The following is a 21898-nucleotide window of genomic DNA, read 5'->3' as shown; positions in this document are numbered from 1 at the left end:
TCGGCCCTCCTTAGCCCGCATCGGTCGGCGGCCAGCCCTGGGTATCGACGGAATCGACCCAGAGCAGGAAATTCGCCAGGTTGCGAATCTGTTCGTCGGTGAGGTTGAACTGCGGCATCTGCCGGCGCCCCTCGATGCCGCTGGGCTGGCTTTCCATCCAGCCCTTCAGCGTCTCGAAGGCCGCCTCCGGGTCATCCGCAACCCCCCAGCGCGTCATCACGTTGGCAAGTTCCGGGGCGAAGTAGGCCCCCTCGCCCATGATGGTGTGACAGTTGATGCAGGCGTTTTCCTCCCATACCCGCTTGCCCGCGATCACGCTGTCGTTGAGCGTGTCGTTGGTCGGCTGGGAGGTGATGTAGGATACTGACTGGGCCGACAGGCCCAGGAAGATGATGATGAAGAACAGCGACCCGCCATAAAATATGTTGCGGGCCATGCTTTTGGTCATGACTTCGCGCATTGCGCTCTCCTTTGCGCGGCTTTTCCAGTGGACCCGTTATCAATTCTCCGTGTTCTCCGGGCCTTGACTTTGGTTAAGCAGCGGTCCATTTGCCGCGCCCTTTCCCGTCGGCTCCGGCGCGCAAGGCATGTCGGGGCGCCCTGGCGGCGAGGTTTCGAGATGACATGCCAACTGCCGGCCATGCGTCCTGGCCGCGGCCTTCAGCACCGTTTTCCGGAGAATTTCAGTCGGATGGCGAACGCCCGGCCCGTGGCCCGGTCAGCGCCGGCCACAACGCCACGAGGTAGAGCGCAAAGGTGAGCGACCACAGCACCGAGGCCGCCAGCATCGCGGGAAAATACCACGACCCCGGCCCGGTGGACCCCGCCCAGCGCAGGATCGCCGCCAGCACCAGCAGCCAGTAGCCCGCCGCCACCGGCCCCGGTGCAACCAGCTCGCGGCCGCTGTGGCCAAGGACGGCCCGGCTCATCACCGCCAGCGTCATGCCGCCCACCGCACCGATGCCCAGAATGTGCAGGGCCGCCACCTCGCTGCCGATGCCGAAGCCCGCCAGCCCCCACAGGATAAGCCCCGCACCAAGCATCGAAAGCCCGATATGCAGCGCGATCAGGATCGGTTGGCGCAACGCCCACAGCCCGCGCCAGCGGGCAAGGCGGGCGAACTGGATCATGCCGGCGGCCACGGCAATCGCGGCCGGAACCGCGGCCGGCACCCCCAGCAGAAGCATGACCGGCAGCAGCAGGACCATCACCAGCGCCAGCCGGTCCAGCACATCCGAGGAAACGGGCCATTCGCTTTCGGGAACGCCCGCGCGCTTCATCGCGTTGCGGGTGAAGGCCGGCGTGATCCGCCCGCCCAGCGTGGAAATCAGCGCGATCAGGGTCAGCAGCCCGGCCCGCAGCCCGGTGGTTGCAGCCGTCTCGGAAAGGCCCAGCCACTCAAGATGCACCGTCAGATCGGCCAGCCACAAGAGCAGCAGGAAGGCCAGGAACATGACGTTCTGCGGTTTCGGGCGACGCGCCAGCTGCGAGGCGATCTTGGCTGCCAGCACCGGCAGGAATGCCAGGTCGATCACCGCCACCAGCCAGGGCGAAAGCGCCCCGGAAAACCACATGGCCGCCCGCCCGGCAAACCACACCAGCGCGGCAGCGGTGATGAAGCCCGCCCGCGCCCCCGGCGTACCGGTCCAGTTGGGCACCGCGGTCAGGAAGAACCCGCCCATGGCCGCCGTGGCATAGCCGAAGATCATCTCGTGCGCGTGCCACTGGTAGGGCGCCATGGAAAAGGGCAGGTCGTTCCACATCCCGCCCAGCGCGTGAATGCTCAGATACAGCCCCCAGACAAGTCCGGCAAAGACTCCGAACAGCCCCGCCGACAGGAAAAACACCCGAAATCCCTGCGAAAAAACCCTGCGAACCGCCTCGATCATGTTCCTGCTGCCTCCGCCTGTGCCTTCGCCTTCTGCCTTGCCGCCATCTCGGCCTGTGCCGCCCGCGCCCGCGCCCGGCGCATCAGCGTCGGGCAGGTCTTCTCGTCGTTGTAGATCACCTGACAGCGCAGGCACAGCACGCATTCATTCGGGTTGATGCGCCCCAGCGGATCGATCGCGCCCACGGTGCATTTCTGTTCGCACAACCGGCATTCGCGCCCGCATTGCGGCCGCCGCTCCAGCCAGTCGAAGATCTTCAGCTTGGCCGGAATCGCCAGCGCCGCACCCAGCGGGCAGAGGTAGCGGCAGTAGAAACGCTCGATGAACAGCCCCGCCCCCAGCAGCGCCAGCACGAACAGCACAAAGGGCCAGGCCCGCATCATCCGCATGGTGATCGCGGTCTTGAACGGTTCCACCTCGGCCAGCAGCAGCGCCCAGGCCATGGAGTAGAAGGACAGCCCCAGGATCACGATGAACAGGGTGTACTTGATGATCCACAGCCGCTCGTGCAAGCCGTGCGGCACCTCGATCTGCCGGATCCCGAAGCGCCGGGCGGCAAGGTTGGTCAGCTCCTGCAGCGCGCCGAACGGGCACAGCCAGCCGCAATAGACCCCGCGGCCCCAGAACAGCATTCCCAGAGCAACGCCGCTCCAGAGCACGAAGATCACCGGCTCCATCAGGAACGTCTCCCAGCGGAAACCCGACAGCAGAGACTGCACGAAGGCCACCACCTGCACCACCGAAAGCTGACCGTTCAGCCCCCAGCCGAGCACGAACAGGGTCAGCGACAGAAAGGCGATGCGGAACCGCAGCCACAGCTTGCGGCGCCGGACGATCGGCCCTTGGAACAGGAACAGCAGCGTCAGCGCAACCTGCATCGCCCCCACGAACACGACCACCGGCCACTTGCGTTCCCATATCTCCTTCCACAGCGGCGCGGGCGCAGGCGGCAGCGGCTTGAGGAAGCGCTCGGGCAGGCGGTATTCGACCGCAGTGACCATCGACACCTTGCCGCCCTGTTCCGCCGGGCGCGTGGCGGTCACCTCGACCCGGAACGGCGCGGCCGGATCGAAGCCCTCGCCGCCGAGCTGAAAGATGCTGCGCTCCTTGAAGGCGGGCGCATCCGCAAGCGCCAGCCTGTCCACCCGCGTATAGCCTTCGCGGGTGAGCGCAAAGCGCCGGCCGTTCTGGATCACCGCGATGCGGTCGAAGACGCCGCTGCGCCGCCAGTTCAGCCCGCGATGCGACTGCAGCCCGCGCGAGGCGACGAACAGCGCCACCTTCCCCGCCGGTAGCGAGCCGACCGCGCGCGTATAGGCCTGCTGGCCGAGAATGTTGCGGCCGATCTCGGGCGGGTCGAGCAGCGCCACATGCAGATCGAGGAACAACCCGTCTCCGGGCTGGAGCGGCGGGGTCGCTCCGGCAAGCGCCGCGGCGGCCTGCGCCATGGTGACCGCACGCGAGCGGATCGCGCCCATCTCGACCAGCTCGGCCCAGCTGCGGGGGGTGAAGGCCACCCGCTCGATCCGTCCGCCGCCGAGAATGCCGCGGGTCAGCGCCAGCGTCCGCCCGGCGCGCAGGATCGAATCGCGGATTACCCCGGTGGACACGGTGGCGCGCGAGATGATGTCGGGGTGCCCCCGTTCGGCCAGCGCCGCGCTTTCCTGCGGGCGCGTCAGATCGACGCCGGCAAAGCCGCTGACGAAGGCCGCGATGTCCCGGTCCGAAATGCCGAGGCTGAGGATCGGCTCGTTCTGCCGCATCAGGCGGGCGCCGGCGATGCGGGCCTCGGTATCGACGGCAACCAGCATGTCGATGGGCCGGCCCGAATAGCCCACCGAATGGGTCAGCTCCCAGCTCGACCCGATATAGCCCAGGGTCTCGCCCCTGCCGTCCTCGACCCGCCAGCCCGGCGCTTCCCCCTCTTCGCGGATGACGCTCACCGGCCCGCCCACGCCGAACAGATCGGCGGCCATCCGGGCATCGGGTTCGGCCGGGGAAATTGCTGCCTCGAAACCGGGGCGCGACGGGCCGTCGGCCAGCGCCGCGCCTGCCAGCACCACCGCAAGGGCACAGACCAGCGCCCGCCAAGCCGCTCGGAAAGCCGTTCTCATGTCCAACGGGTAGGCGCGGGGGGCGCCTCGCGCCTTGACGAAAATCAAGGATCGCTGCGCCGCGGAATGTCAGAGTCGGACTGCCTCACCAGAGCATCGGAGTTCCCGTTATGATATCAAGCAAAACCATCCGCAGAGCACTGCTTCTGACGAGCACTGCCCTGGCGTTGGGGGCTATCGCGCCTGCCGCCATGGCGCAGCAGAAACCCAAGGCACATGCCGACACTGCAGGGGCGGCGTATGAACCCAGCATGAACACGCTGGGCCAGATCAAGGTGGAGATCCCCGGCCGCAAGGAAGGCGACCCGGTGATGACGGCGGACGAGTACAACGTCGCCAACAAGATCTATTTCGAGCGCTGCGCCGGCTGCCACGGCGTGCTGCGCAAGGGCGCAACCGGCAAGCCGCTGACTGTCGATATCACGCGCGAAAACGGCTACGAATACCTGCGCGACTTCATCACCTACGGCTCGCCCGCGGGGATGCCGAACTGGGGCACCTCCGGTCAGTTGAGCGACGACGAAGTGGACATGATGGCCCGCTATCTGCTGCTCGACCCGGCCGCGCCGCCGGAATTCGGGCTGCCCGAGATGAAGGCCAGCTGGAAGCTGATCGTGCCCCCCGACCAGCGCCCGACCTCCAAGCAGAACGACATCGACATCGACAACCTGTTCTCGGTGACGCTGCGTGACACGGGACAGGTGGCGCTGATCGACGGGTCGTCCTACGAGATCAAGACCATCATCGACACCGGCTATGCGGTGCATATCAGCCGGATGTCGGCCTCGGGGCGCTATCTCTATGTGATCGGCCGCGATGCGCTGGTGTCCATGATCGACCTGTGGATGGACCCGCCGGCCAAGGTGGCCGAGGTCAAGGTCGGGACCGAGGCGCGTTCGGTCGAAACCTCGAAATACGAGGGCTACGAGGACAAGTACGCGATTGCGGGCACCTACTGGCCGCCGCAATACGTGATCATGGACGGCGCCACGCTGGAGCCGCTCAAGGTCAAATCCACCCGCGGCATGATCTACGACGAACAGATCTACCACCCCGAACCGCGCGTGGCCTCGATCGTGTCCTCGCACTTCAATCCCGAATTCGTGGTCAACGTGAAGGAAACCGGCAAGGTCCTGATGGTGGACTATTCCGACATCAGGAACCTGAAGGTGACCGAGATCGAGGCCGAGCGCTTCCTGCATGACGGCGGGTTCGACTCGACCGGGCGCTATTTCCTGGTGGCGGCCAACGCCCGCGACAAGGTGGCGGTCGTGGACACCAAGGAAGACAAGCTGGTGGCCCTGATCGAGACCGGCGGCGTGAAACCGCACCCGGGCCGCGGTGCCAACATCGTGCATCCGAAATTCGGCCCCGTCTGGGTGACCTCGCACCTGGGCGACGAAACCGTCTCGCTGATCGGTACCGATCCCGAAGGCCATCCCGACTATGCCTGGAAGGTCGTCGAGACGCTTGAAGGTCTGGGCGGTGGTTCACTGTTCGTGAAGTCGCATCCGAAATCGGATCACCTCTACGTCGATGCGCCGCTGAACCCCGATGCCGAGGTCTCCGGTTCGGTGGCGGTGTTCCGGGTGTCCGAGCTGGATACCGAGAACCCCGAGCCGATCGTGCTGCCGATCGTCGAATGGTCCGGCATCACCGAAGGCCAGCCCCGCGTGGTGCAGGGCGAATTCAACCGGGATGGCACCGAGATCTGGTTCTCGGTCTGGAACGGCAAGGAGCTGCCCAGCGCCATCGTCGTGATTGATGACAAGACGCTCAAGCTGAAGGCGGTGATCAAGGATCCGCGCCTGATCACGCCGACCGGCAAGTTCAACGTCTACAACACCCGCAACGACATCTACTGATGTCCGACGGGCGGGCCGGCAGCGTTCCGGCCCGCCTCCCTCCCCTCTCGGCCGCATTTCACCAAAGGACGCCACCCATGACCAAGCCGGGCAAAGTCTTTCTCATCGGCGCCGGACCGGGCGACCCGGAGTTGCTGACCCTGCGCGCGGTGCGCAAGCTGGCGCAGGCCGAGGTGGTGGTGCATGACCGGCTGGTCTCGGACGAAATCATTGCCCTGTCGCCGGAAACCGCAAGGCGGATACCCGTCGGCAAGGCCCCGAACTTTCACCCCGTTCCCCAGGAACGGATCAACGAAATCCTGCTGGAAGAGGCCCGTGCCGGCCGCATCGTGGCCCGGCTGAAAGGGGGCGATCCGCTGATCTTCGGGCGCGGCTCGGAAGAGGCGGCGCATCTTCTGGCCCACGGCATCGCGGTCGAATACGTCCCCGGCATCACCGCCGCGCAGGCTGCGGCCAGTGCAACCGGCGTGCCGCTGACCCATCGCGGCCTGGCAACGGGGGTACAGTATGTCACCGGCCACCGCCAGGCGGGCAAGGGTCTGGATCTGGACTGGAAGCGCCTGGCCGACCCGGACACGACCTTGGTGGTCTACATGGGCGTGGCCAATATCGGGCGCATCGCCGTCGGCCTGATGACCGAGGGCCTGCCCGAAAGCACCCCGGTTCTGGCCGTGGCGCAGGCCACCACACCACGCGAAAGACGGCTGGTTTCGCGGCTTGACCGGATTGCGGCCGATATCCGCAAGGCCGGGCTGGCTGCCCCCGTTCTGTTCATCATCGGCCGGGTGGTGACGCTCTATGCCGGAATGCCGACCGCGCAGGTGGCTGCCGACCTCGCCACGGCACAAAGGGTCGCGGCCCATGCGTAGCCTGCTGGCCTGGCTGCTGATGGCCACGGCCGCGGTGGCGGCCGAAGCCGCGCCCGATACCGGCTCCGACATCGGCACCGGCACGGCCATCAACCCCGGCACTGGCCCCGACCCGGCGGCGCTGGAGCGGCTGGTCCGGCAGGACTGCGGCGCCTGTCACGGCATGACGCTCAGGGGCGGGCTGGGCCCCGACATCCGCCCGCAGGCGCTGACGGCCTTTGATGCCGAAACGCTGCGCGGGGTCATCCTCGACGGCATTCCCGAGACGGCCATGCCGCCATGGCGCCCGCTGATCTCGGAGGCCGAGGCCGGGTGGATCGCCGAATATCTGCTGAAGGGAGAGCGGCCATGACCGGAAGCATCGCACCTTTGACAACGCGCCGCAGTTTCCTTTCGCTGTCTGCCGCGCTGGCCGCCCTGCCCGCCGCCGCGCCGGCGCGTGCAGGCGAAGCGACTCCCGCCTGCATCGCCCGGGCCACCGGCGATCTGGGGCTGGTGGTGGAACGCGCCAGCGGCTCGCTGCTGCTGATCGACCAGTCCGAGCGGGCGGCGTTGATGCGCATCACCGGGCTGGGCGATCTCAGCCATGCCTCGATGGTCTGGTCGCCCGACGAACGCTTCGCCTATGTCTTCGGCCGCGATGGCGGGCTGACCAAGGTGGATATCGTCGAGGGCCGGATCGCCGGGCGCGTGCTGCAGGCCGGCAACGCGATCGGCGGCGCGATCTCGGATGACGGGCGGCTGGTGGCGGTGTCGAACTACGAACCGGGCGGGGTGCGGGTTTTCGATGCCGAAACACTGGAGATGGTCGCCGACATTCCCACCGGCGCCAAGACCATCGGGCTCGTGGATGCGCCGGGGCGGCGCTTCGTCTTCACCACCTGGGACAGCGGCGAGACCTGGATCACCGATTTCTCGGCCGATCCGGTGAAGATCGACCGGATCACGGGCATGGGAATGAACCCCTATGACGCGCTGATCACCCCCGACGGGCGCACCTACATCACCGGGCTGTTCGGCGAGGACGGGCTGACCGCGCTGGATCTGTGGGCCGAGCGCCCCCGGCCGATCCGCGTCCTGCCCGGCTACGGCCGGGGCGAGCGGAAACTGCCGGTCTACAAGATGCCCCACCTAGAGGGCTGGGCACTGACCGGGGACCAGTTCGTGTTGCCGGCGGTGGGTCGGCACGAGGTGCTGTGGATCGACGCCAGGACCTTTTCCGAAACCGGGCGCACGCCGACCCATGGCCAGCCGGTCTTTGCCATGGCGCGGCCCGACGGGCGCCATGTGTGGGTGAATTTCGCCCATCCCCTGAACGACACCATCCAGGTGATCGATACCGTGACCCGAAGCGTGATCCACCAGTTCAGCCCCGGCCCGGCGGTGCTGCACATGGAATTCACCCCGCGCGGGCATGAAGTCTGGGTCAGCGTGCGCGACGCGGGCAAGGTGATGATCTTCGACACGCACGACTTTGCCAAGCTGGGCGAGATCGACGCGCAAAGCCCCTCGGGCATCTTCTTCACCGCGCGGGCGCACAGGACGGGGCTGTAGGCGATGAAGATCATCTCCGATCCGATCGACCGCGGGCTTCTGGACGACTGGCAGCGCGACTTCCCCGTCACCGAACGCCCCTTCGCGGTAATCGCACGGGCGCTGGGAACCGACGAGGACGACGTGATCGAGCGGCTGACCCGGATGACGAGGACCGGGCGCGTGACCCGCGTCGGCGCCACCTGCGCCCCCAACACGGTGTCTGCCAGCACTCTGGCGGCAGTGGCGGCGCCGGAAAAGCGGATCGACGCGGTGGCGTCGATCATCAGCGCGCAGGACGGGGTGAACCACAGCTATCAGCGGGAAGATACGTGGAACATCTGGTTCGTGGCCACCGGCCCCGACCGCGCACATGTGAACGCGACACTGGCCACCATCCGCGTGCTTACCGGCCTTGAGGTGCTGGACCTGCCGCTGGTGCGGCCCTTCAACGTCGATCTGGGTTTTCGCATGACCGGGGGCATGCACAGGCCGCCAGCGCCGCGCCCGGTGGACATGTCGGTCATGCGCCCCGGCGACCGGCAGCTTCTGCAACAACTGACCAGCGGAATGCCCGTCCTGGCGCGACCCTTTGCCGCCCTCGGCCGGCGGCTGGGCCGCCCCGAGGAAGAGGTCATGGACCGCATCCGCGTCCTGGCGGGGGGCGGGATCATCACCCGCTTCGGCATCATTGTCCGCCACCGGGCGCTGGGGTGGAGCTCGAACGCGATGGTGGTCTGGGACCTGCCCGCCGACGAGATCGAACGGGTCGGCCCCCGGCTTGCCGCCGTGCCCGGGGTCACGCTGTGCTATGAGCGCGAACCGGTGCCGGGCCTGTGGCCCTATCGCCTGTTCAACATGATCCATGCCCGCAGCCGGAACGAGGCGCTTTCCGTTCTCGATCGCGCGCGCCAACTTCCGGGCCTGCAGGGGGCTGCGCACAAGGTGCTGTTCTCGACCCGTTGCTTCAAGCAGACCGGGGCGCTGATCGCGCTGAGGCCGGGGGCTGTCGCATGAGCGCCGGGCTGAGCGATCTCGACCGGGCGATCCTGAACGCGCTTCAGGACGATCTGCCGCTGGAACATGCCCCCTTTGCCGGGCTGGCCGGGCGGCTGGGGCTGAGCGAGGAGAATCTTCTGGAGCGGATCCGGCGCCTGCAGGAAGAGGGGTACATCACCCGCTTCGGCCCGTTCTTCGATGCCGCCGCCATGGGCGGGGCATTCTGCCTGTGCGCCATGGCGGTGCCGGAGGCCGAATTCGACGACGTCATGACCAAAGTCAATGCCCACCCGGAAGTTGCGCATAACTATAAACGCGCGCACCGGCTGAACATGTGGTTCGTTCTGGCCACCGAAACGCCCGAGGGGATCACCGAAACCGCCGATGCCATCGAACGGGAAACCGGACTGAAGGTGCTCCGCTTTCCGAAACTGAGGGAATTCTACATCGGGTTCCGGGTCGCCGCATGAGACTGGACAGCACAGACCGCGAGATCGTCGCCGCCCTGCAGGGGGGGCTGCCACTGGTGCCGGAGCCCTATGCGCTGATCGCCGGTCGGCTGGGGCTCTCCGAAGGCGCGCTGCTGGCGCGGCTGCGGGAACTGAAGGCAGCCGGCGTGATCCGGCGGATTGCCGCGGCTCCGAACCATTACCGCCTGGGGCTGACGGCCAACGGCATGACCGTGTGGGACGTGGACGACGCGCGCGTGGCCGAGCTGGGCCCGCGCATCGGCGCCCTGCCCTTCGTCACCCATTGCTACGAGCGCCCGCGCGCCCTGCCCGACTGGCCCTACAACCTGTTCGCCATGGTGCACGGGGCGTCACGCGACGAGGTCGAGGCCAAGCGGGCCGAGATCGCCGCCCTGCTGGGCGAGGCCTGCCACGGCCATGACATCCTGTATTCAACCCGCATCCTGAAGAAGACCGGGCTGCGGCTGCGCAAGAAAGGCTGACACCCATGTTCCGGCTGACCGAATACATGCAGCAACTGGTCACCCCCACGCCCGTGCGCCGGCGCGGCGGCGGGCCGGTCAGACCGGTGGTGATCTGGAACCTGACCCGGCGGTGCAACCTGAAATGCCGCCATTGCTACACGGTGTCGGCCGATGTGGATTTCCCCGGTGAGCTGAGCCACGAACAGGCCATGGAGGTGCTGGAGGATCTGGGCCGGTTCCGGGTTCCGGCGCTGATCCTTTCGGGCGGCGAGCCGCTGGACCGGCGCGATCTGTTCGAGATCGCCGCGCGCGGGCGCGAACTGGTGCGGGTTCTGGCGCTGAGCACCAATGGCACGAAGATCCACGGCGCCGCGGCCGACCGGGTGGCCGAGGTCGGGTTCGACTATGTGGGCATCTCGATCGACGGGATCGGGGCCACGAACGACTGGTTCCGGGGTGTGGAGGGCGCCTTTGCTGGCGCGCTGCGAGGGGTGCGCGAACTCAAGGCGCGCGGGGTCAAGGTGGGGTTGCGTTTCACCCTGACCGAGGGCAATGCCCACAACCTGCCCGACCTGCTGCGCCTGTGCGATGACGAGGGCGTGGACAAGTTCTACCTGTCACATCTGGTCTATGCCGGGCGCGGCGACAAGAACCGCGGCGAGGATGCCGCGCGCACCCGCACCCGGCGGGCGATGGATCTGCTGCTGGAGCGGGCGTGGGAGGCGGTTTCGGGCGGGCGGCCCCTGGATATCGTCACCGGCAACAACGATGCCGATGCGGGCTATTTCCTGCAATGGGCCGAAGCGCGCTTCGACTCCGCGAAGGTGGACAATCTGCGCGCGCATCTGATTGCCTGGGGCGGCAATTCGTCGGGGCTGGGCGTGGCCAATATCGACTTTCTGGGCGATGTGCATCCCGACACCTACTGGTCGGACTACACGGTAGGCAACGTGAAGCAGGTGCCGTTTTCGCAGCTGTGGACGGGGGGCGATCCGATGCTGGCGCTGCTGCGCACCCGGCCGCGGCCGCTGAAGGGGCGCTGCGGCGCGTGCCGGCTGCGCGAGATCTGCGGCGGCAACACGCGCATCCGCGCCCTGCAGCTGACCGGCGATCCCTGGGCCGAGGATCCGGCCTGCTATCTGAGCAACGAGGAAATCGGCGTGGAGGATGCGGCCGAGCGGCTGGAGATCGCGCCGTTCCGGGGAAAGAGACATGATCCGGTTCACAGGTTTTTCTGACCGGCGCTTCTTTGCGCGGGCGGAGGGGGCGGGCGCCTCCGGCGGGAGTATTTGGGGCAAGAGGAAGGGATGGACCGGGGCCCTGGTTGCTTGCGTTCTGGCCCTGTGGGCGGGAGTCGGGACGGTCGCGGCCGGACCGGCGGGCGACTATGCCGAATATTGCGCCGCCTGCCATGGGGCGAACCGGCTGGGCGCGCAGGGGCCGGCGCTGATCCCCGAGACGCTGAAGCGGATGCGCGGGCCGAAGGTGGCGGCGGTCATCCGGGACGGGCGCGTCTCCACGCAGATGCCGGCATTCGGCGACAGGCTGGATGCGGCGCAGATCGAGACGCTGGCGGCGTGGCTGAAGACACCGCTGGCAGAAATTCCCGACTGGGGCGAGTCCGAGATCATGGCCAGCCGCGAGATGGACCCGGACTACGTTCCGGCGGACGCGCCGCGCTGCGATTGCGACCCGCTGAACCTGACGCTGGCGGTGGAGACGGGGGATCATCACGTCTCGGTTCTGGACGGGGACAGTTTCGAGGTGCTCGACCGTTTCGCCACGCCCTTTGCGGTTCATGGCGGGCTGAAATACACCCCCGACGGGCGCTATGTCTTCATCATGTCGCGCGACGGCTGGGTGCAGAAATACGACCTGTGGTCGCTGCATCAGGTGGGGCGCGTGCGCGCGGGGCTGAACAGCCGCAATATCGCCATCAGCCATGACGGCAGGTGGCTGGCGGTGGCCAATTACCTGCCGATGTCGCTGACCATTCTCTCCACCGAGGATCTGAGCGTGGCCAGGGTCCTGCCGGTAGTGTCCCGCCTGGGCGTGCCGTCGCGGGTGTCGGCGGTGTACCAGGCGCCGCAGCGCAAGAGTTTCATCCTGGCGCTGAAGGACGCGCCCGAGATCTGGGAAGTGGCAACCGATCCGGATGCCGATCCGGTCTACGAGGGGTTCGTCCATTCGCGCGAAAAGGGGATGATCGAGGCCCTGCCCTCCAGCCGCGGCCTGTTCGCGCGGCGGCGGATCGAAATTTCCGAGCCGCTGGACGATTTCTTCTTCACCCAGGACTATCGCAACCTGATCGGGGCGGCGCGCGACGGCAGGCGGGGCGTGGTGGTCAATCTCAATGTCGGGCGCGAGATCGCGGAACTTCCGCTGGACGGGATGCCGCATCTGGGCTCGGGCATCAGCTGGGTGCGCGACGGCCGGCGGGTGATGGCTCTGCCCCATCTGAAGGAGGGCAAGATCACGGTCGTGGATACGGAAAGCTGGCAGGTGATCGCCACGATCGCCACGCAGGGGCCGGGCTTCTTCCTGCGCAGCCACGAGAATTCGCGCTATTTCTGGGCCGACGTGTTCTTCGGCCCGAACCGGGATCTGATGAACGTGATCGACAAGCAGACGCTTGAGATCGTGCGCACCCTGCGCCCGGTACCGGGGGCGACGGTGGCGCATGTGGAGTTCAACCGCGACGGCAGCCGGGCGCTGGTCTCGGTGTGGGAAGATGACGGGGCGATCATCGTCTATGATGCGAACACGCTGGAAGAGGTCAGGCGCCTGCCGATGCGCAAGCCCTCGGGCAAGTACAATGTCTGGAACAAGATCACATTCTCGGAGGGAACCAGCCACTGAGGCGCTGATCGTGGCGCATGGTCAGCCCTCGAATGCCGAACCGGCCGAGGGCCTTCTGGCCGTTCTGGCAGGGCAGGTCCGGAAGACGCTGCCCGGCTGGCGGGTTCTCTCGTCCACGCTGGCGACGCCTGGACGCCTGGAGGCCGCAGCCCGCACCCTGCCCGGCGGCGCCGTGATCTTTCCGCTGTTCATGGCCGGGGGATGGTACGTGAAGCAGGTTCTGCCCGGCCGGTTAAAATGGAGCGGCCTGATCACGACCGCTCCGCTGGGACTGCTGCCGGATCTGCCGGACACGGCCACGGCAGCGCTGACGGCATGGGCCGGCATTCATGACCGGCCCGTGGGCGGGATCCTTCTGGCCGCGCATGGATCGGCACGGGGGCAGGCGGCGTCAGGCGCTGCAGAGGCATTCGCGCGGCGGCTGAGGGCGAGGCTTCCCGATGACACAGAGGTCCGCACCGGCTATCTGGAACAGGCCCCGTTTCTGGCTGATGCCGCGCGAGACATGAACAATGACGCCGTCTGCCTGCCCTGCTTCGCCCTGCCCGGCGAACATGTCCGGCGCGACCTGCCAGCAGCACTGGGTGAGGCTGGTTTCCGCGGCAGGGTCCTTCCGGTTCTGGGGCAGGCCGCAGGCATCCCCGCCCTGATTGCCCGCGCCATTCTGGATACCGCGCAGGAGGCAACCCCGTGACCGATTCCGATACCGACACTGACGGGGGCCGCTGGCCGGTGTGGAAACTCGCCCTTCTTCTCTATCCCTTCGTCATGGGGGCGGTTGCGATCAACCTCTTTCTGCTGGGGCTAATCGCACATTTCGCGGGCTTTCCGGCACTGACGCTCGCTCCGGTGCCCGCCGTGCTGTGGAGCCTGCCCCTGGCAGTGCCTGCGGCATGGGCCGCGGGGATGTGGGCACGGCACCTGATCGACGAAGCCGAAGGGGAAGGATGAGCGCGGGGTGCGTTTACCCGCCCATGACCGCGCGCCAGTGTCGCGGAAGGTCGTCCACCGCCTGCTGACCGATGAGGGCAAGCAGGATCTCGCCTTCTGCGCGCGCCACGAGCAGCGCGCGTCCCTGCCCGGCCGGTCCGAGCAGCGTCCAGCCCGGCGCTCCGCCCCCGCCAAGGACGGCATCAAGACGGGCAGTCCGGCAGGCCGGATCTTCAGCGGCCAGTTCAGCCAGATCCGATGCCCCGCCGTCCGAGGCGGCACTGTCGCTCACCTGCCCCGCTGGATCGAGAAGCACCCAGTCGTGAACCGCCTCGCCCAGCATCGACACCAGCGCGGTCAGCCCCTTCCGGCCGGAAAGGCGCAAGAGTTTGAGGTGGTGCGCGATCAGAGCCGGCGGGCAGCGCAGATCATCGGCGCCCGGCTCGCCGCCCGGCCGGGTGGTGCGGATACGCAGTTCGGTCCGGCCGGAAAGCGCCTTTTCCAGCGCCGTCGCAAGACCGGCCGCGAAACTGTCGATATCCCCTGCCGCATGGCTGCCGCGCCCTGTCACCCGAAGGCTTCCGGCCTCGAGTTCCAGAACACGCCCGCCCGCGGCTTCGATCGCAAGCGGCGCCCCCCCACCGATGTCGATCAGCAACCGCCGGTGCAGGACGGTTTCGGCGATTTCACGCAACAGCAGGCCCGCAAGCCCCATCTTGCCGGCTGGGCGAAGGCGTCGCCAGCCCGCCCCGTCCGGGTCAAGATCGTCGCGCAGGCGCGCGATCTTCCGACGTAGCCTTTCGCTGTCGCTCATCCCTTCGAACCGCCGTGCGCAGGGAAGGCCGGGCGGGTCAGCCCTGGCCCGCGATGGCGGCCAGTGCCGCTCCGGCCTGCCGTGTCGCCCCGGATATGTCCACATTCGCCGCGCAAACGCAACAGAGCACATCCGCATCGTCATCGGGGAGGCGGACGAACAGGCGGATTCCGTCGTGCGAGGACGCAGCGGCCCATGTCACCCCCTGGCCGGAGGCCCCCTCGCCCGCCCGTTCCGCCAGCGGTCCCGTCAACAGGGCCGAGCCGGCGGCGCAAAGCTCGTCGAGCCATTCCTGGGGCCGATCGTCGGAGAGGCTGGCGCGCAGAACAAGCTCCGAAGACATGTCGCCAAGAACGACGGCAGAGCAGCCGGGAAGCGCCTTTCTGAGCGCCTCCAGTCGTCGCGCCACGCTCATGCCATCCGCGCCTCCGGTTGGCCCTTGTGAAGCGTCCCGGCGTGTCATGCCCGACCCGGACCGGCCCGCCGGGCGGGCGGGCGCGGCCTGCGGTGACCCTCGCCCGTCACCGGAACGACCCGGCGGGGCAGAACGACAACCTTTTCGCAATCCTCCGGCTGGATTTCGCCGCTGCTCTCTCGGGCCATGTTCGCGGCCATGTTCCGGGCCGGCGCCGGCGCGGCGGCTGCCGATACGCCCTGCTCGTAGGTGCCAAGGGGCGGCGCCTCGGGGTCATCGACCAGTGCCACCAGCCTGCGCATGAAGGCCTCGGCGCCGCTGGCCACCCATTTTCCGGGATCGTCCCCGGCCTTCATGGCATCGGTCAGGGAAATCGGAAAGAAATCCGCGAACAAACCGCGCGTCTCATGCCGGACGCGGGCCAGAAGGCGGTCGCGATCCCGGCCCGGCGCGATCTTGTCGATGCGCGTGACCAGAAGCAGGCTCGCGCGGCGCAACTCTTCGGATACGGTCTCCCAGACCGCGGCCTCGCTTTGCCGCCAGGCTTGCGTGGCATGGGTGCACCAGATGACATGATCGGCCTCGTGAAGGATCCGCTCCCATATCTCGGGCGGCATGTTCGGGTCGGAGATGCCGGGCATGTCGATGAGGTCGCACATGTCGAGGACATCCTCCTCCATCGTCATGCGAACAAGGCGCGTATCTTCCAGCTGCACGTCGCCCAGGTGCGCCGAGTCGATGGGAATGACGTTGCCATGGACATCTTCGCGCCAGACTGCCGGTTCTCCGTAAGAGATCCATACCGGCGGCAGGCGGGTCGCAGTCACCTTGACCGGAAGCGGCGTCCCGCCAAGCAGAAGGTTCGTCAGCGTGCTCTTGCCGGCGCTGAATTCGCCCATCAGCGCCACGCGCGGCTTGCGAAGAAGCTGGATGCCCGGTGCGGCATCGGTCGCGGAATCAGTGGTCATGGTCGCAGCCCTCCATGCTGCCCGGCGCCTCAGGCGGCGTATCGGGTCAACGTCTTCAGCGTGTTTTCAAGAACCTGGCGGCGGTGTTCCTCGGCCCCGTCCACAGGCAGAAGAGGCGCATCCACCCGCCCGCCATCGCAGCTTTCCATGATGCCGGTCAGGATGACCCTTTGTTCATCGAGAAACTCGTCCAGCACGCCGACCGCAGCGCGGCACAGCTCCTCGGCCTGGGCTTCCTTGAGCTGACTGACCATCGGAGCGGTCTCGGCACGGATCAGATCGTGGAAATTGCGGGCCAGCGACCGGTATCCGCGCCACTTGCGCCACCAGCTCGACCACCAGTTGCCCTTGAAGTCCAGCGCGATCGTCTGGCCGATGAACACCGGCGGCGGCACGCGGTGGGTGGCGGGGGTGCGAATCTGAATGCCCTTCACCTCGTCCCCGAAGGCCGCGATATAAAGCGCGTGCAGATCCGACGTGGCGGACTCGAGGATTTTCTGTACTGCCTGCTGAGTCGCCGACCCGAAGACGTTGTAGGCCGAACGAAGCAGCATCCGAAGGCCGGTGGGGTCGTATTCCCAGATCAGATCCTCGCCCTTTTTCTGAAGGTGATCGACCAGCGATTCGGTCGCCCGTTCCAGGAAGCTCGCATGCGCGCGGTCGAGGCGGGCGCGAAAGCTTTGCGCGAGATCCTCGAGCGCGCTTTCCAGCGCACCGAAATGGCGCACCGCAAGATCCATGACCCGTTCGTTGAGTTCCTCGCGCCCGATACGAGGCCGGAACGTCCCGCCGGCAATCGAAATCGAGCCGGCGATCCGAAGGCCGTTGGCTAGGTTGAGCGCGCTACGCGAGACCTTGTCCATCGTCTCGCGTCCGATTCCCTCGACGATGCGCTGGGACAGGATGCGAAACAGGGGGGGGATGCCCGACAGTTCCCACACGGTTTGCTGGGTTGTCATCCCGTCGGGAAGATCCGGCAGGCTGGCCTCGGCCCAGTTGAGCAGGGCCGCGGAACAGTCCTCGGGCATGGATTCGATGTCATCCTGCAGCGCGCGCGCCCCCCAGAAGGCGCTGCCGAAGATGATCTGCGCATCGACCGGGCCGTTGTGATCCTTCAGTGTCTGGCGAATCGCGGATTCGATCTCGGGCACCTGCCGGGCGGGGTCGGACAACTCGTCGATGCGGTTGACGAAGATCACCGCGTCACGCGATTTCACGGTGGAAATCAGTCGAATCAGGGCCATGTCCACCGATGTCAGGGCCTGGTGGGCCGAGAGGACCAGCACGCACAGGCGACTGTCGCGAAGGGCGCGAATGGTGATCTGCTCGCGCATCATGAAGGTGTCGTTGACGCCGGGCGTGTCGCGCAGGCACAGCGGCAGCGGAAAGGCATCGTGCCGCAGGTAGAGATCGGCCGAGCGGGTGATGTCGGCGAACCGGCCCTGTTTCGTCGCCGCAAGACCGGCGTCGCCGCCGATATCGTCGCCAAGGCAGATATAGCGTTCGATCAGGTCGTGATCGAATTCGGAATAGTGGTGTTCCTGTCCCAGCAGCAACTCGAACTTGCGGCCGAGGCGGGCGCGGGTCTTCTCGCGCATGGCCTGCACCTGGGCCCGGATGCGTTCCAGCTCCTGCTCGGCGCCGGCGCGACCTGCAAGCTCGCCGATGCGGCCGCCGCGCGTCAGCAGCCTGTCCCATTCGTCCGCATCGAAAAAACGGAACCGCGCCCCCGAGCCGAGCGCGCGCCCTTCCGGGGCAAGATGCAGCGACGTGACGACGGATGTCCACGGGTTCACATCGGCGGGAAGCAGGCCGGGACAGCCGGCCATGGCGTTTACCAGCGTGGTCTTCCCGGACTTGACCTGCCCGATCAGCGTGACGCTCGGCTCCAGGCCGGTCAGCGTTCGAATCAGCCGGCTCGCCTTGTGGGCGGTATCCCTGTCACCGATATCGACCAGGTGCCGCAGGGCCTCGGTCAGCCGTTCGATCTTCGCGGACAACCGGTCCAGAGGTTCCAGCCCCTCGCGGAACATCGGCAGGCCCGGGATCACCCGATCTGCTCCTTCCGTTCGTGATCCAGTTCCAGTGTTCATGCCAAACCCGGTTTCCATCGCCTCGGCGCGTTCGAAATGTTGTCACAGCCCGGAAAACCGCTCCGGCCGGGGCCGAAACGGCCAGACATTCTTCCCGTCACAGCATCCCGCCTGATTGTGGTCATTTTGCGGCCCCATTCCGTCGAAACCCGCAATCAATCCACTGCCACCGATTCCGCACCGCTTTCCACCAGCGCCTTGCGCATCTGAAGAAGTGCCGACAAGGCATCCTCGGCCGCAGAGTCCGTCCCTTCGAGCTGCATCAGCACGATCATGTCCACCCCTTCGCCCGCATCACCCGCCAGCGCCTCGATCAGAGGGTCGCCGCGAGGGGCCTGCATCAGAATCTCGGACAGTCCGGTGGCCGTCCTGAGGCAGCGATCCAGCACGAATTCCCGCGCCGCCGCGGCATCCTCGGGCAGGTCGCGGGCCATCTCGTCCACACCTTCGGCCAGCAGCTTCATCGCCCGGGCCAGCGTCTCGCTGTTTCCGACCCCGACGCCTCCTTCCGGCGCCGGCGCGGGGGACGGTTCGACCGGCCGCTCATCGCTGTCCGGGGCGGCACAGGTCGCGGCCCCGTGACGGCTGAGAAAGACCAGCGCATTGTCGGCATCGGCGGTGCGACCCAACGCCACCTGTCGACCGATCGCGGCAGCCAGCGCCTTGCCGCCGCTGGCCTTCCACAGCGCCTCGCCCTCCTCGGCCCCTCCCTCACGCGCCGCCAGCGCCTGCAGCGTGGCAAGCGGGAAAAGCCCGTAGAATTCCTCGGCCACGATATCCTGCAAGGCCGCGATCTTCGCGTCCAGCGCGCCGCGCATCAACAGCCGGTCGGCCTTGGTCAGAACAAGAAGGGCATGATCCTTGATCCGATCCGGCACGTCACGCCAAAGCGCCCGCTCGGCCTCGGTGAAGGCCTCCGAGCACCACAGCACGATATCCGCCCTGTCCACGGCAAGTTCGACTGCCGCGCGCTGCTCGCAAAACGATCCGGCAAGGCGGATTTCCGTCAGGCTCATCCCGTTCAGAGCGGGCACCGGCAACTCCAGCCGGACCAGTGCCACGTCGTCAGGGACCGCCCCCCGCAGGGCAAGCCCGTCCGTCCTGTCCGCCGTGCCGTCGGCGTGAACGAAATGGGTGCGGGGAATGCGGCTGCCAACGCATTCGATTACCGGAAGGTCAATCCCCTCGGGGATCACCACCTGCCCCAGCAACGCGTTGATCACGGAAGATTTTCCGCATCCGGGCAATCCCGTCGCAACCACCGAGACCGGAGCGTCGAGCCGGGCGAGAAGCCGGGCGGCGCGCTCCTTCTGGGCGCCGGCGATGCGACCCGAATCGATCGCCGCCTTCAGTTCCCGCGTCATGCGGTCGACCGCCGCCACCCCGGTCATGTCGCCCGCCCCGCCGCACCCGAGACGCGGCACATCATGGCGATACCGGAACGCGAACCGGAAGCCGCAACGGCAACACCGCCGCCCCGCACCGATTTGCGCATGATCGCGGCAGCACTGCCGGGACAGGGCAGATGCGCGGGCGCCGGCGCACTCTCGACCCGGGCGGCCGCCGGGCCGGGGCGAATCACGGCGAATGTCACGTTGTCCTGCCAGGGATCGTCCATCGCTTCGATCCGCATCATGAGTTCGGCGGCAATCTCGGCACTGGGCGCGTCGGAAAGCTTCAGGAGAACCCCCTCGATTTCCTCCTCTTCAAGAAACTCCAGCCCGTCGGTGGCGGCAATGACAACATCGCCCTGTCGCAACTGCACGGGCTTGTCGGGGCAGTCGATGCGGGGAATCTCGAGTCCGATCAGCACCGAGGTCAGGCAGCTTCGGTCCGGGTGATTGCGGCCGCGTTCAGGCGCCATCAGCCCCGCGCGGACGAGATGATCGATCTGCGGCGCCAGCGAATGATCCTCGTTGAGGCGCGACAGCCGCCCGTCGCGAAACAGCAGCAGCGGGGAATCGCCGACCGAAATCCAGTGCAGCCGGTCTCCGATCAGCACGGTGGCAAGCAATGTCGCCCCCATGCCGGTGGTGCCGGGATGCGTCGTGGCGTGGGACAGCACGCATTCATTCGCAATCTGCGCGGCATCGCACAGGATCCGACGAATGTCGCGTTCGAACCCGTCGCGATTGCCGGTCCTGAGCTTTAGTTCGCTGAACACCTCGGTCACGACGATCTTACTGGCCACGTCGCCGGCCGCGTGCCCGCCCATGCCGTCGGAAAGAACCACAAGCCCGACCCCCGCACCCTGCGGGAAATCGGTGACGATCGCATCCTCCTGGCAGTCACGGCCACCGATGCTGATGGCCGATGCCGCATCGTATTCGGGTTCAGCCGAAAACGGCTCTTTCGACATCGTCATCGCCTGTCCTGTCCCAATCGAATTCCGCCCCGCAAAGCGCCACGAACCGCAGGGTCGTCTCCCCGATGGTAATGATGCTGCCGTCCGGCAGTTCCTCGGTGCTGAGCACCGGCTTGCCGTTCAGCCGGACGATGTTCGCCTTGCCTCCATGCCCGAGATAGAATTTCCGTCGCCGCTGGTCATAGGCCACCGCCGCGTGGTTGCTGCGCGAAATGCTCGTGTCGCCGAAATCCAGCCGCACTGCCTGGTCTTCTCCCCGGCCGATCTGCGACACGCCGTTGAACAGGGTGAAGGCGTGGCCGCGCCCCGGACCGGCAATCACCACGATCCAGCCCGTCGGGAACGCGCTTCGCCCCGCCGGGGCAGCCGCCGCCGAATCAAGCGGGTCCGGCTCGGCAATGCCGCCGGCAAAACCCAGCAGGCGCGTCTTGACCGCCCGCCCCGAGCGGCGCGCAGCCCGCCCGACCGCCGGCGAAGGCATTTCCACGCCCTCCCTGTTCAATTGCGACGAAAGATCGTCGGAAAGGCGCGTTCGGGGGCGGTCGGCGCGGGGCGGCCGCTCGGGCGCCGCGGGGGGGCGCCGGTCCGCCGCCTCGGGACGCTGGAACGGCGAGGCTCTTTCCCTTTCGGTCGCGGGCGCCGGCCCTGCCCCTTCCGACTCGAGCCGGTCGAAGGGATCGGGCAGTTCGGCAATGGCTGGCTCCTGCGGGTTGGCGCGGGGGCGAAGCCTCGTCACCGATTCGCGTTGGTGCAGCGGACCGTCCCCCGGCTCCTCCATCTCGTCGGCGACAATCCCCGGCGCAGAGGAAGGCCGTGACCGCTCCGTCCGATCGTCGGCGGCCCTTGCTGCATGGCGGATGTCCCGCGATGACGCCAGTGCCGCCATTGCCCGCTGCGCGGCGCGCTCTCCCAGGTCGCGGCCCAGGGCCTCGTCGTCCTCGCCAGGGGTCTTCTCCTGCAATGGGCCGGGTTCGCCCGCGGCGTTCGCGCCTGAAATGTCCTGCCCGCCCTCCTCGGCCGGCCGGGTCGGCATCCAGGTGGACTCGGTCACCAGCCGGCACAGCTCGTCCTCGTCGACCGTCACCTCGTCCGCGCTCTCGGCGGGGGCGGGTGCCGGCTCGGACGGGAGGGAATATGCCTCGAGGTCTAGGGCATCGCCGGATGCGGCCGCTTCCCGGTCGAAGGCGTCTTCGACATGCCCGGTTTCATCCTGCCGCCTGGAGATGATTTCCTTGATGAACTTCATGTCCG

The 21898-nt window shown here is 67.4% G+C and carries 21 protein-coding genes; 11 read left to right on the top strand and 10 right to left on the bottom strand.

Annotated features, from left to right (window positions below; genetic code table 11):
- Positions 1 to 10 precede the first annotated feature (10 nt).
- From ACZ5CM_RS03100 to ACZ5CM_RS03090, 3 genes are all read right to left on the bottom strand, one after another.
- Entirely contained in the window at positions 11 to 460 is a 450-nt protein-coding gene (locus ACZ5CM_RS03100; RefSeq protein WP_464641172.1) for a c-type cytochrome, read from the bottom strand.
- A gap of 223 nt (positions 461 to 683) precedes the next feature.
- Positions 684 to 1889, bottom strand: coding sequence for an NnrS family protein (locus tag ACZ5CM_RS03095; protein WP_464641170.1), 1206 nt, complete (start codon positions 1887 to 1889; stop codon positions 684 to 686).
- Positions 1886 to 4003 carry a 4Fe-4S binding protein gene (locus ACZ5CM_RS03090; protein WP_464641168.1) on the bottom strand — a complete coding sequence of 706 codons (2118 nt, stop codon included), beginning with the start codon at positions 4001 to 4003 and terminating at the stop codon, positions 1886 to 1888. Before ACZ5CM_RS03090 ends, ACZ5CM_RS03095 begins: the two co-directional genes overlap by 4 nt.
- A 251-nt stretch (positions 4004 to 4254) precedes the next feature.
- Between ACZ5CM_RS03090 and ACZ5CM_RS03085 the strand changes: the two genes are divergently transcribed.
- The 11 genes from ACZ5CM_RS03085 to ACZ5CM_RS03035 all read left to right on the top strand — a co-directional run bounded on the left by ACZ5CM_RS03085 (position 4255) and on the right by ACZ5CM_RS03035 (position 14013).
- Positions 4255 to 5868 carry a cytochrome D1 domain-containing protein gene (locus ACZ5CM_RS03085; RefSeq protein WP_464641166.1) on the top strand — a complete coding sequence of 538 codons (1614 nt, stop codon included), beginning with the start codon at positions 4255 to 4257 and terminating at the stop codon, positions 5866 to 5868.
- 77 nt (positions 5869 to 5945) lie between these two features.
- A complete protein-coding gene (cobA, locus tag ACZ5CM_RS03080) occupies positions 5946 to 6737 on the top strand; it encodes a uroporphyrinogen-III C-methyltransferase (protein WP_464641164.1) in 792 nt (263 codons plus the stop codon).
- Positions 6730 to 7089 carry a c-type cytochrome gene (locus ACZ5CM_RS03075; protein ID WP_464641162.1) on the top strand — a complete coding sequence of 120 codons (360 nt, stop codon included), beginning with the start codon at positions 6730 to 6732 and terminating at the stop codon, positions 7087 to 7089. The genes cobA and ACZ5CM_RS03075 overlap by 8 nt, the downstream gene beginning before the upstream one ends.
- A complete protein-coding gene (locus tag ACZ5CM_RS03070; RefSeq protein ID WP_464641160.1) occupies positions 7086 to 8291 on the top strand; it encodes a cytochrome D1 domain-containing protein in 1206 nt (401 codons plus the stop codon). Before ACZ5CM_RS03075 ends, ACZ5CM_RS03070 begins: the two co-directional genes overlap by 4 nt.
- Positions 8292 to 8294: 3 nt before the next feature.
- Positions 8295 to 9287, top strand: coding sequence for a siroheme decarboxylase subunit beta (gene ahbB, locus ACZ5CM_RS03065; protein ID WP_464641158.1), 993 nt, complete (start codon positions 8295 to 8297; stop codon positions 9285 to 9287).
- The gene (locus tag ACZ5CM_RS03060; RefSeq protein ID WP_464641156.1) at positions 9284 to 9739 is read left to right on the top strand and encodes an Lrp/AsnC family transcriptional regulator; all 456 of its coding nucleotides are present in this window, start codon (positions 9284 to 9286) and stop codon (positions 9737 to 9739) included. Before ahbB (ACZ5CM_RS03065) ends, ACZ5CM_RS03060 begins: the two co-directional genes overlap by 4 nt.
- Entirely contained in the window at positions 9736 to 10221 is a 486-nt protein-coding gene (gene ahbB / locus ACZ5CM_RS03055; protein ID WP_464641154.1) for a siroheme decarboxylase subunit beta, read from the top strand. Before ACZ5CM_RS03060 ends, ahbB (ACZ5CM_RS03055) begins: the two co-directional genes overlap by 4 nt.
- 5 nt (positions 10222 to 10226) lie before the next feature.
- Positions 10227 to 11441, top strand: coding sequence for a heme d1 biosynthesis radical SAM protein NirJ (nirJ, locus tag ACZ5CM_RS03050; RefSeq protein ID WP_464641152.1), 1215 nt, complete (start codon positions 10227 to 10229; stop codon positions 11439 to 11441).
- On the top strand, positions 11416 to 13062 hold the full coding sequence (locus tag ACZ5CM_RS03045) for a cytochrome D1 domain-containing protein (RefSeq protein ID WP_464641150.1): 1647 nt from the start codon (positions 11416 to 11418) through the stop codon (positions 13060 to 13062). Before nirJ ends, ACZ5CM_RS03045 begins: the two co-directional genes overlap by 26 nt.
- A 10-nt stretch (positions 13063 to 13072) precedes the next feature.
- The gene (locus tag ACZ5CM_RS03040; protein ID WP_464641148.1) at positions 13073 to 13756 is read left to right on the top strand and encodes a CbiX/SirB N-terminal domain-containing protein; all 684 of its coding nucleotides are present in this window, start codon (positions 13073 to 13075) and stop codon (positions 13754 to 13756) included.
- A gap of 74 nt (positions 13757 to 13830) precedes the next feature.
- Positions 13831 to 14013, top strand: coding sequence for a hypothetical protein (locus ACZ5CM_RS03035; protein WP_464642467.1), 183 nt, complete (start codon positions 13831 to 13833; stop codon positions 14011 to 14013).
- A gap of 13 nt (positions 14014 to 14026) precedes the next feature.
- Here the strand turns inward: ACZ5CM_RS03035 and ACZ5CM_RS03030 are convergent, their stop codons facing one another.
- The 7 genes from ACZ5CM_RS03030 to ACZ5CM_RS03000 form a co-directional block, all read right to left on the bottom strand.
- Positions 14027 to 14806 carry a hypothetical protein gene (locus tag ACZ5CM_RS03030; RefSeq protein ID WP_464641146.1) on the bottom strand — a complete coding sequence of 260 codons (780 nt, stop codon included), beginning with the start codon at positions 14804 to 14806 and terminating at the stop codon, positions 14027 to 14029.
- A 37-nt stretch (positions 14807 to 14843) separates the two neighbouring features.
- A complete protein-coding gene (locus ACZ5CM_RS03025; protein WP_464641144.1) occupies positions 14844 to 15149 on the bottom strand; it encodes a hypothetical protein in 306 nt (101 codons plus the stop codon).
- A gap of 116 nt (positions 15150 to 15265) precedes the next feature.
- Positions 15266 to 16189, bottom strand: a complete 924-nt coding sequence (locus ACZ5CM_RS03020; protein WP_464641142.1) for a P-loop NTPase family protein — start codon at positions 16187 to 16189, stop codon at positions 15266 to 15268.
- 29 nt (positions 16190 to 16218) lie between these two features.
- Positions 16219 to 18282: a dynamin family protein gene (locus ACZ5CM_RS03015; RefSeq protein ID WP_464641140.1), complete on the bottom strand. Its 2064-nt coding sequence runs from the start codon at positions 18280 to 18282 to the stop codon at positions 16219 to 16221.
- A 155-nt stretch (positions 18283 to 18437) separates the two neighbouring features.
- Positions 18438 to 19646 (bottom strand): P-loop NTPase family protein, encoded by a 1209-nt coding sequence (locus tag ACZ5CM_RS03010; protein ID WP_464641138.1) that lies wholly within the window; start codon positions 19644 to 19646, stop codon positions 18438 to 18440.
- Between the two features lie 23 nt (positions 19647 to 19669).
- Positions 19670 to 20647: a PP2C family protein-serine/threonine phosphatase gene (locus ACZ5CM_RS03005; protein ID WP_464641136.1), complete on the bottom strand. Its 978-nt coding sequence runs from the start codon at positions 20645 to 20647 to the stop codon at positions 19670 to 19672.
- On the bottom strand, positions 20616 to 21893 hold the full coding sequence (locus ACZ5CM_RS03000) for an FHA domain-containing protein (RefSeq protein ID WP_464641134.1): 1278 nt from the start codon (positions 21891 to 21893) through the stop codon (positions 20616 to 20618). Before ACZ5CM_RS03000 ends, ACZ5CM_RS03005 begins: the two co-directional genes overlap by 32 nt.
- Positions 21894 to 21898 lie beyond the last annotated feature (5 nt).

The organism is Piezobacter thermophilus (genome assembly GCF_055386745.1).
The sequence above is the reverse complement of the archived record's forward strand: the minus strand, read 5'-3'. Positions and strand labels throughout refer to the sequence as shown.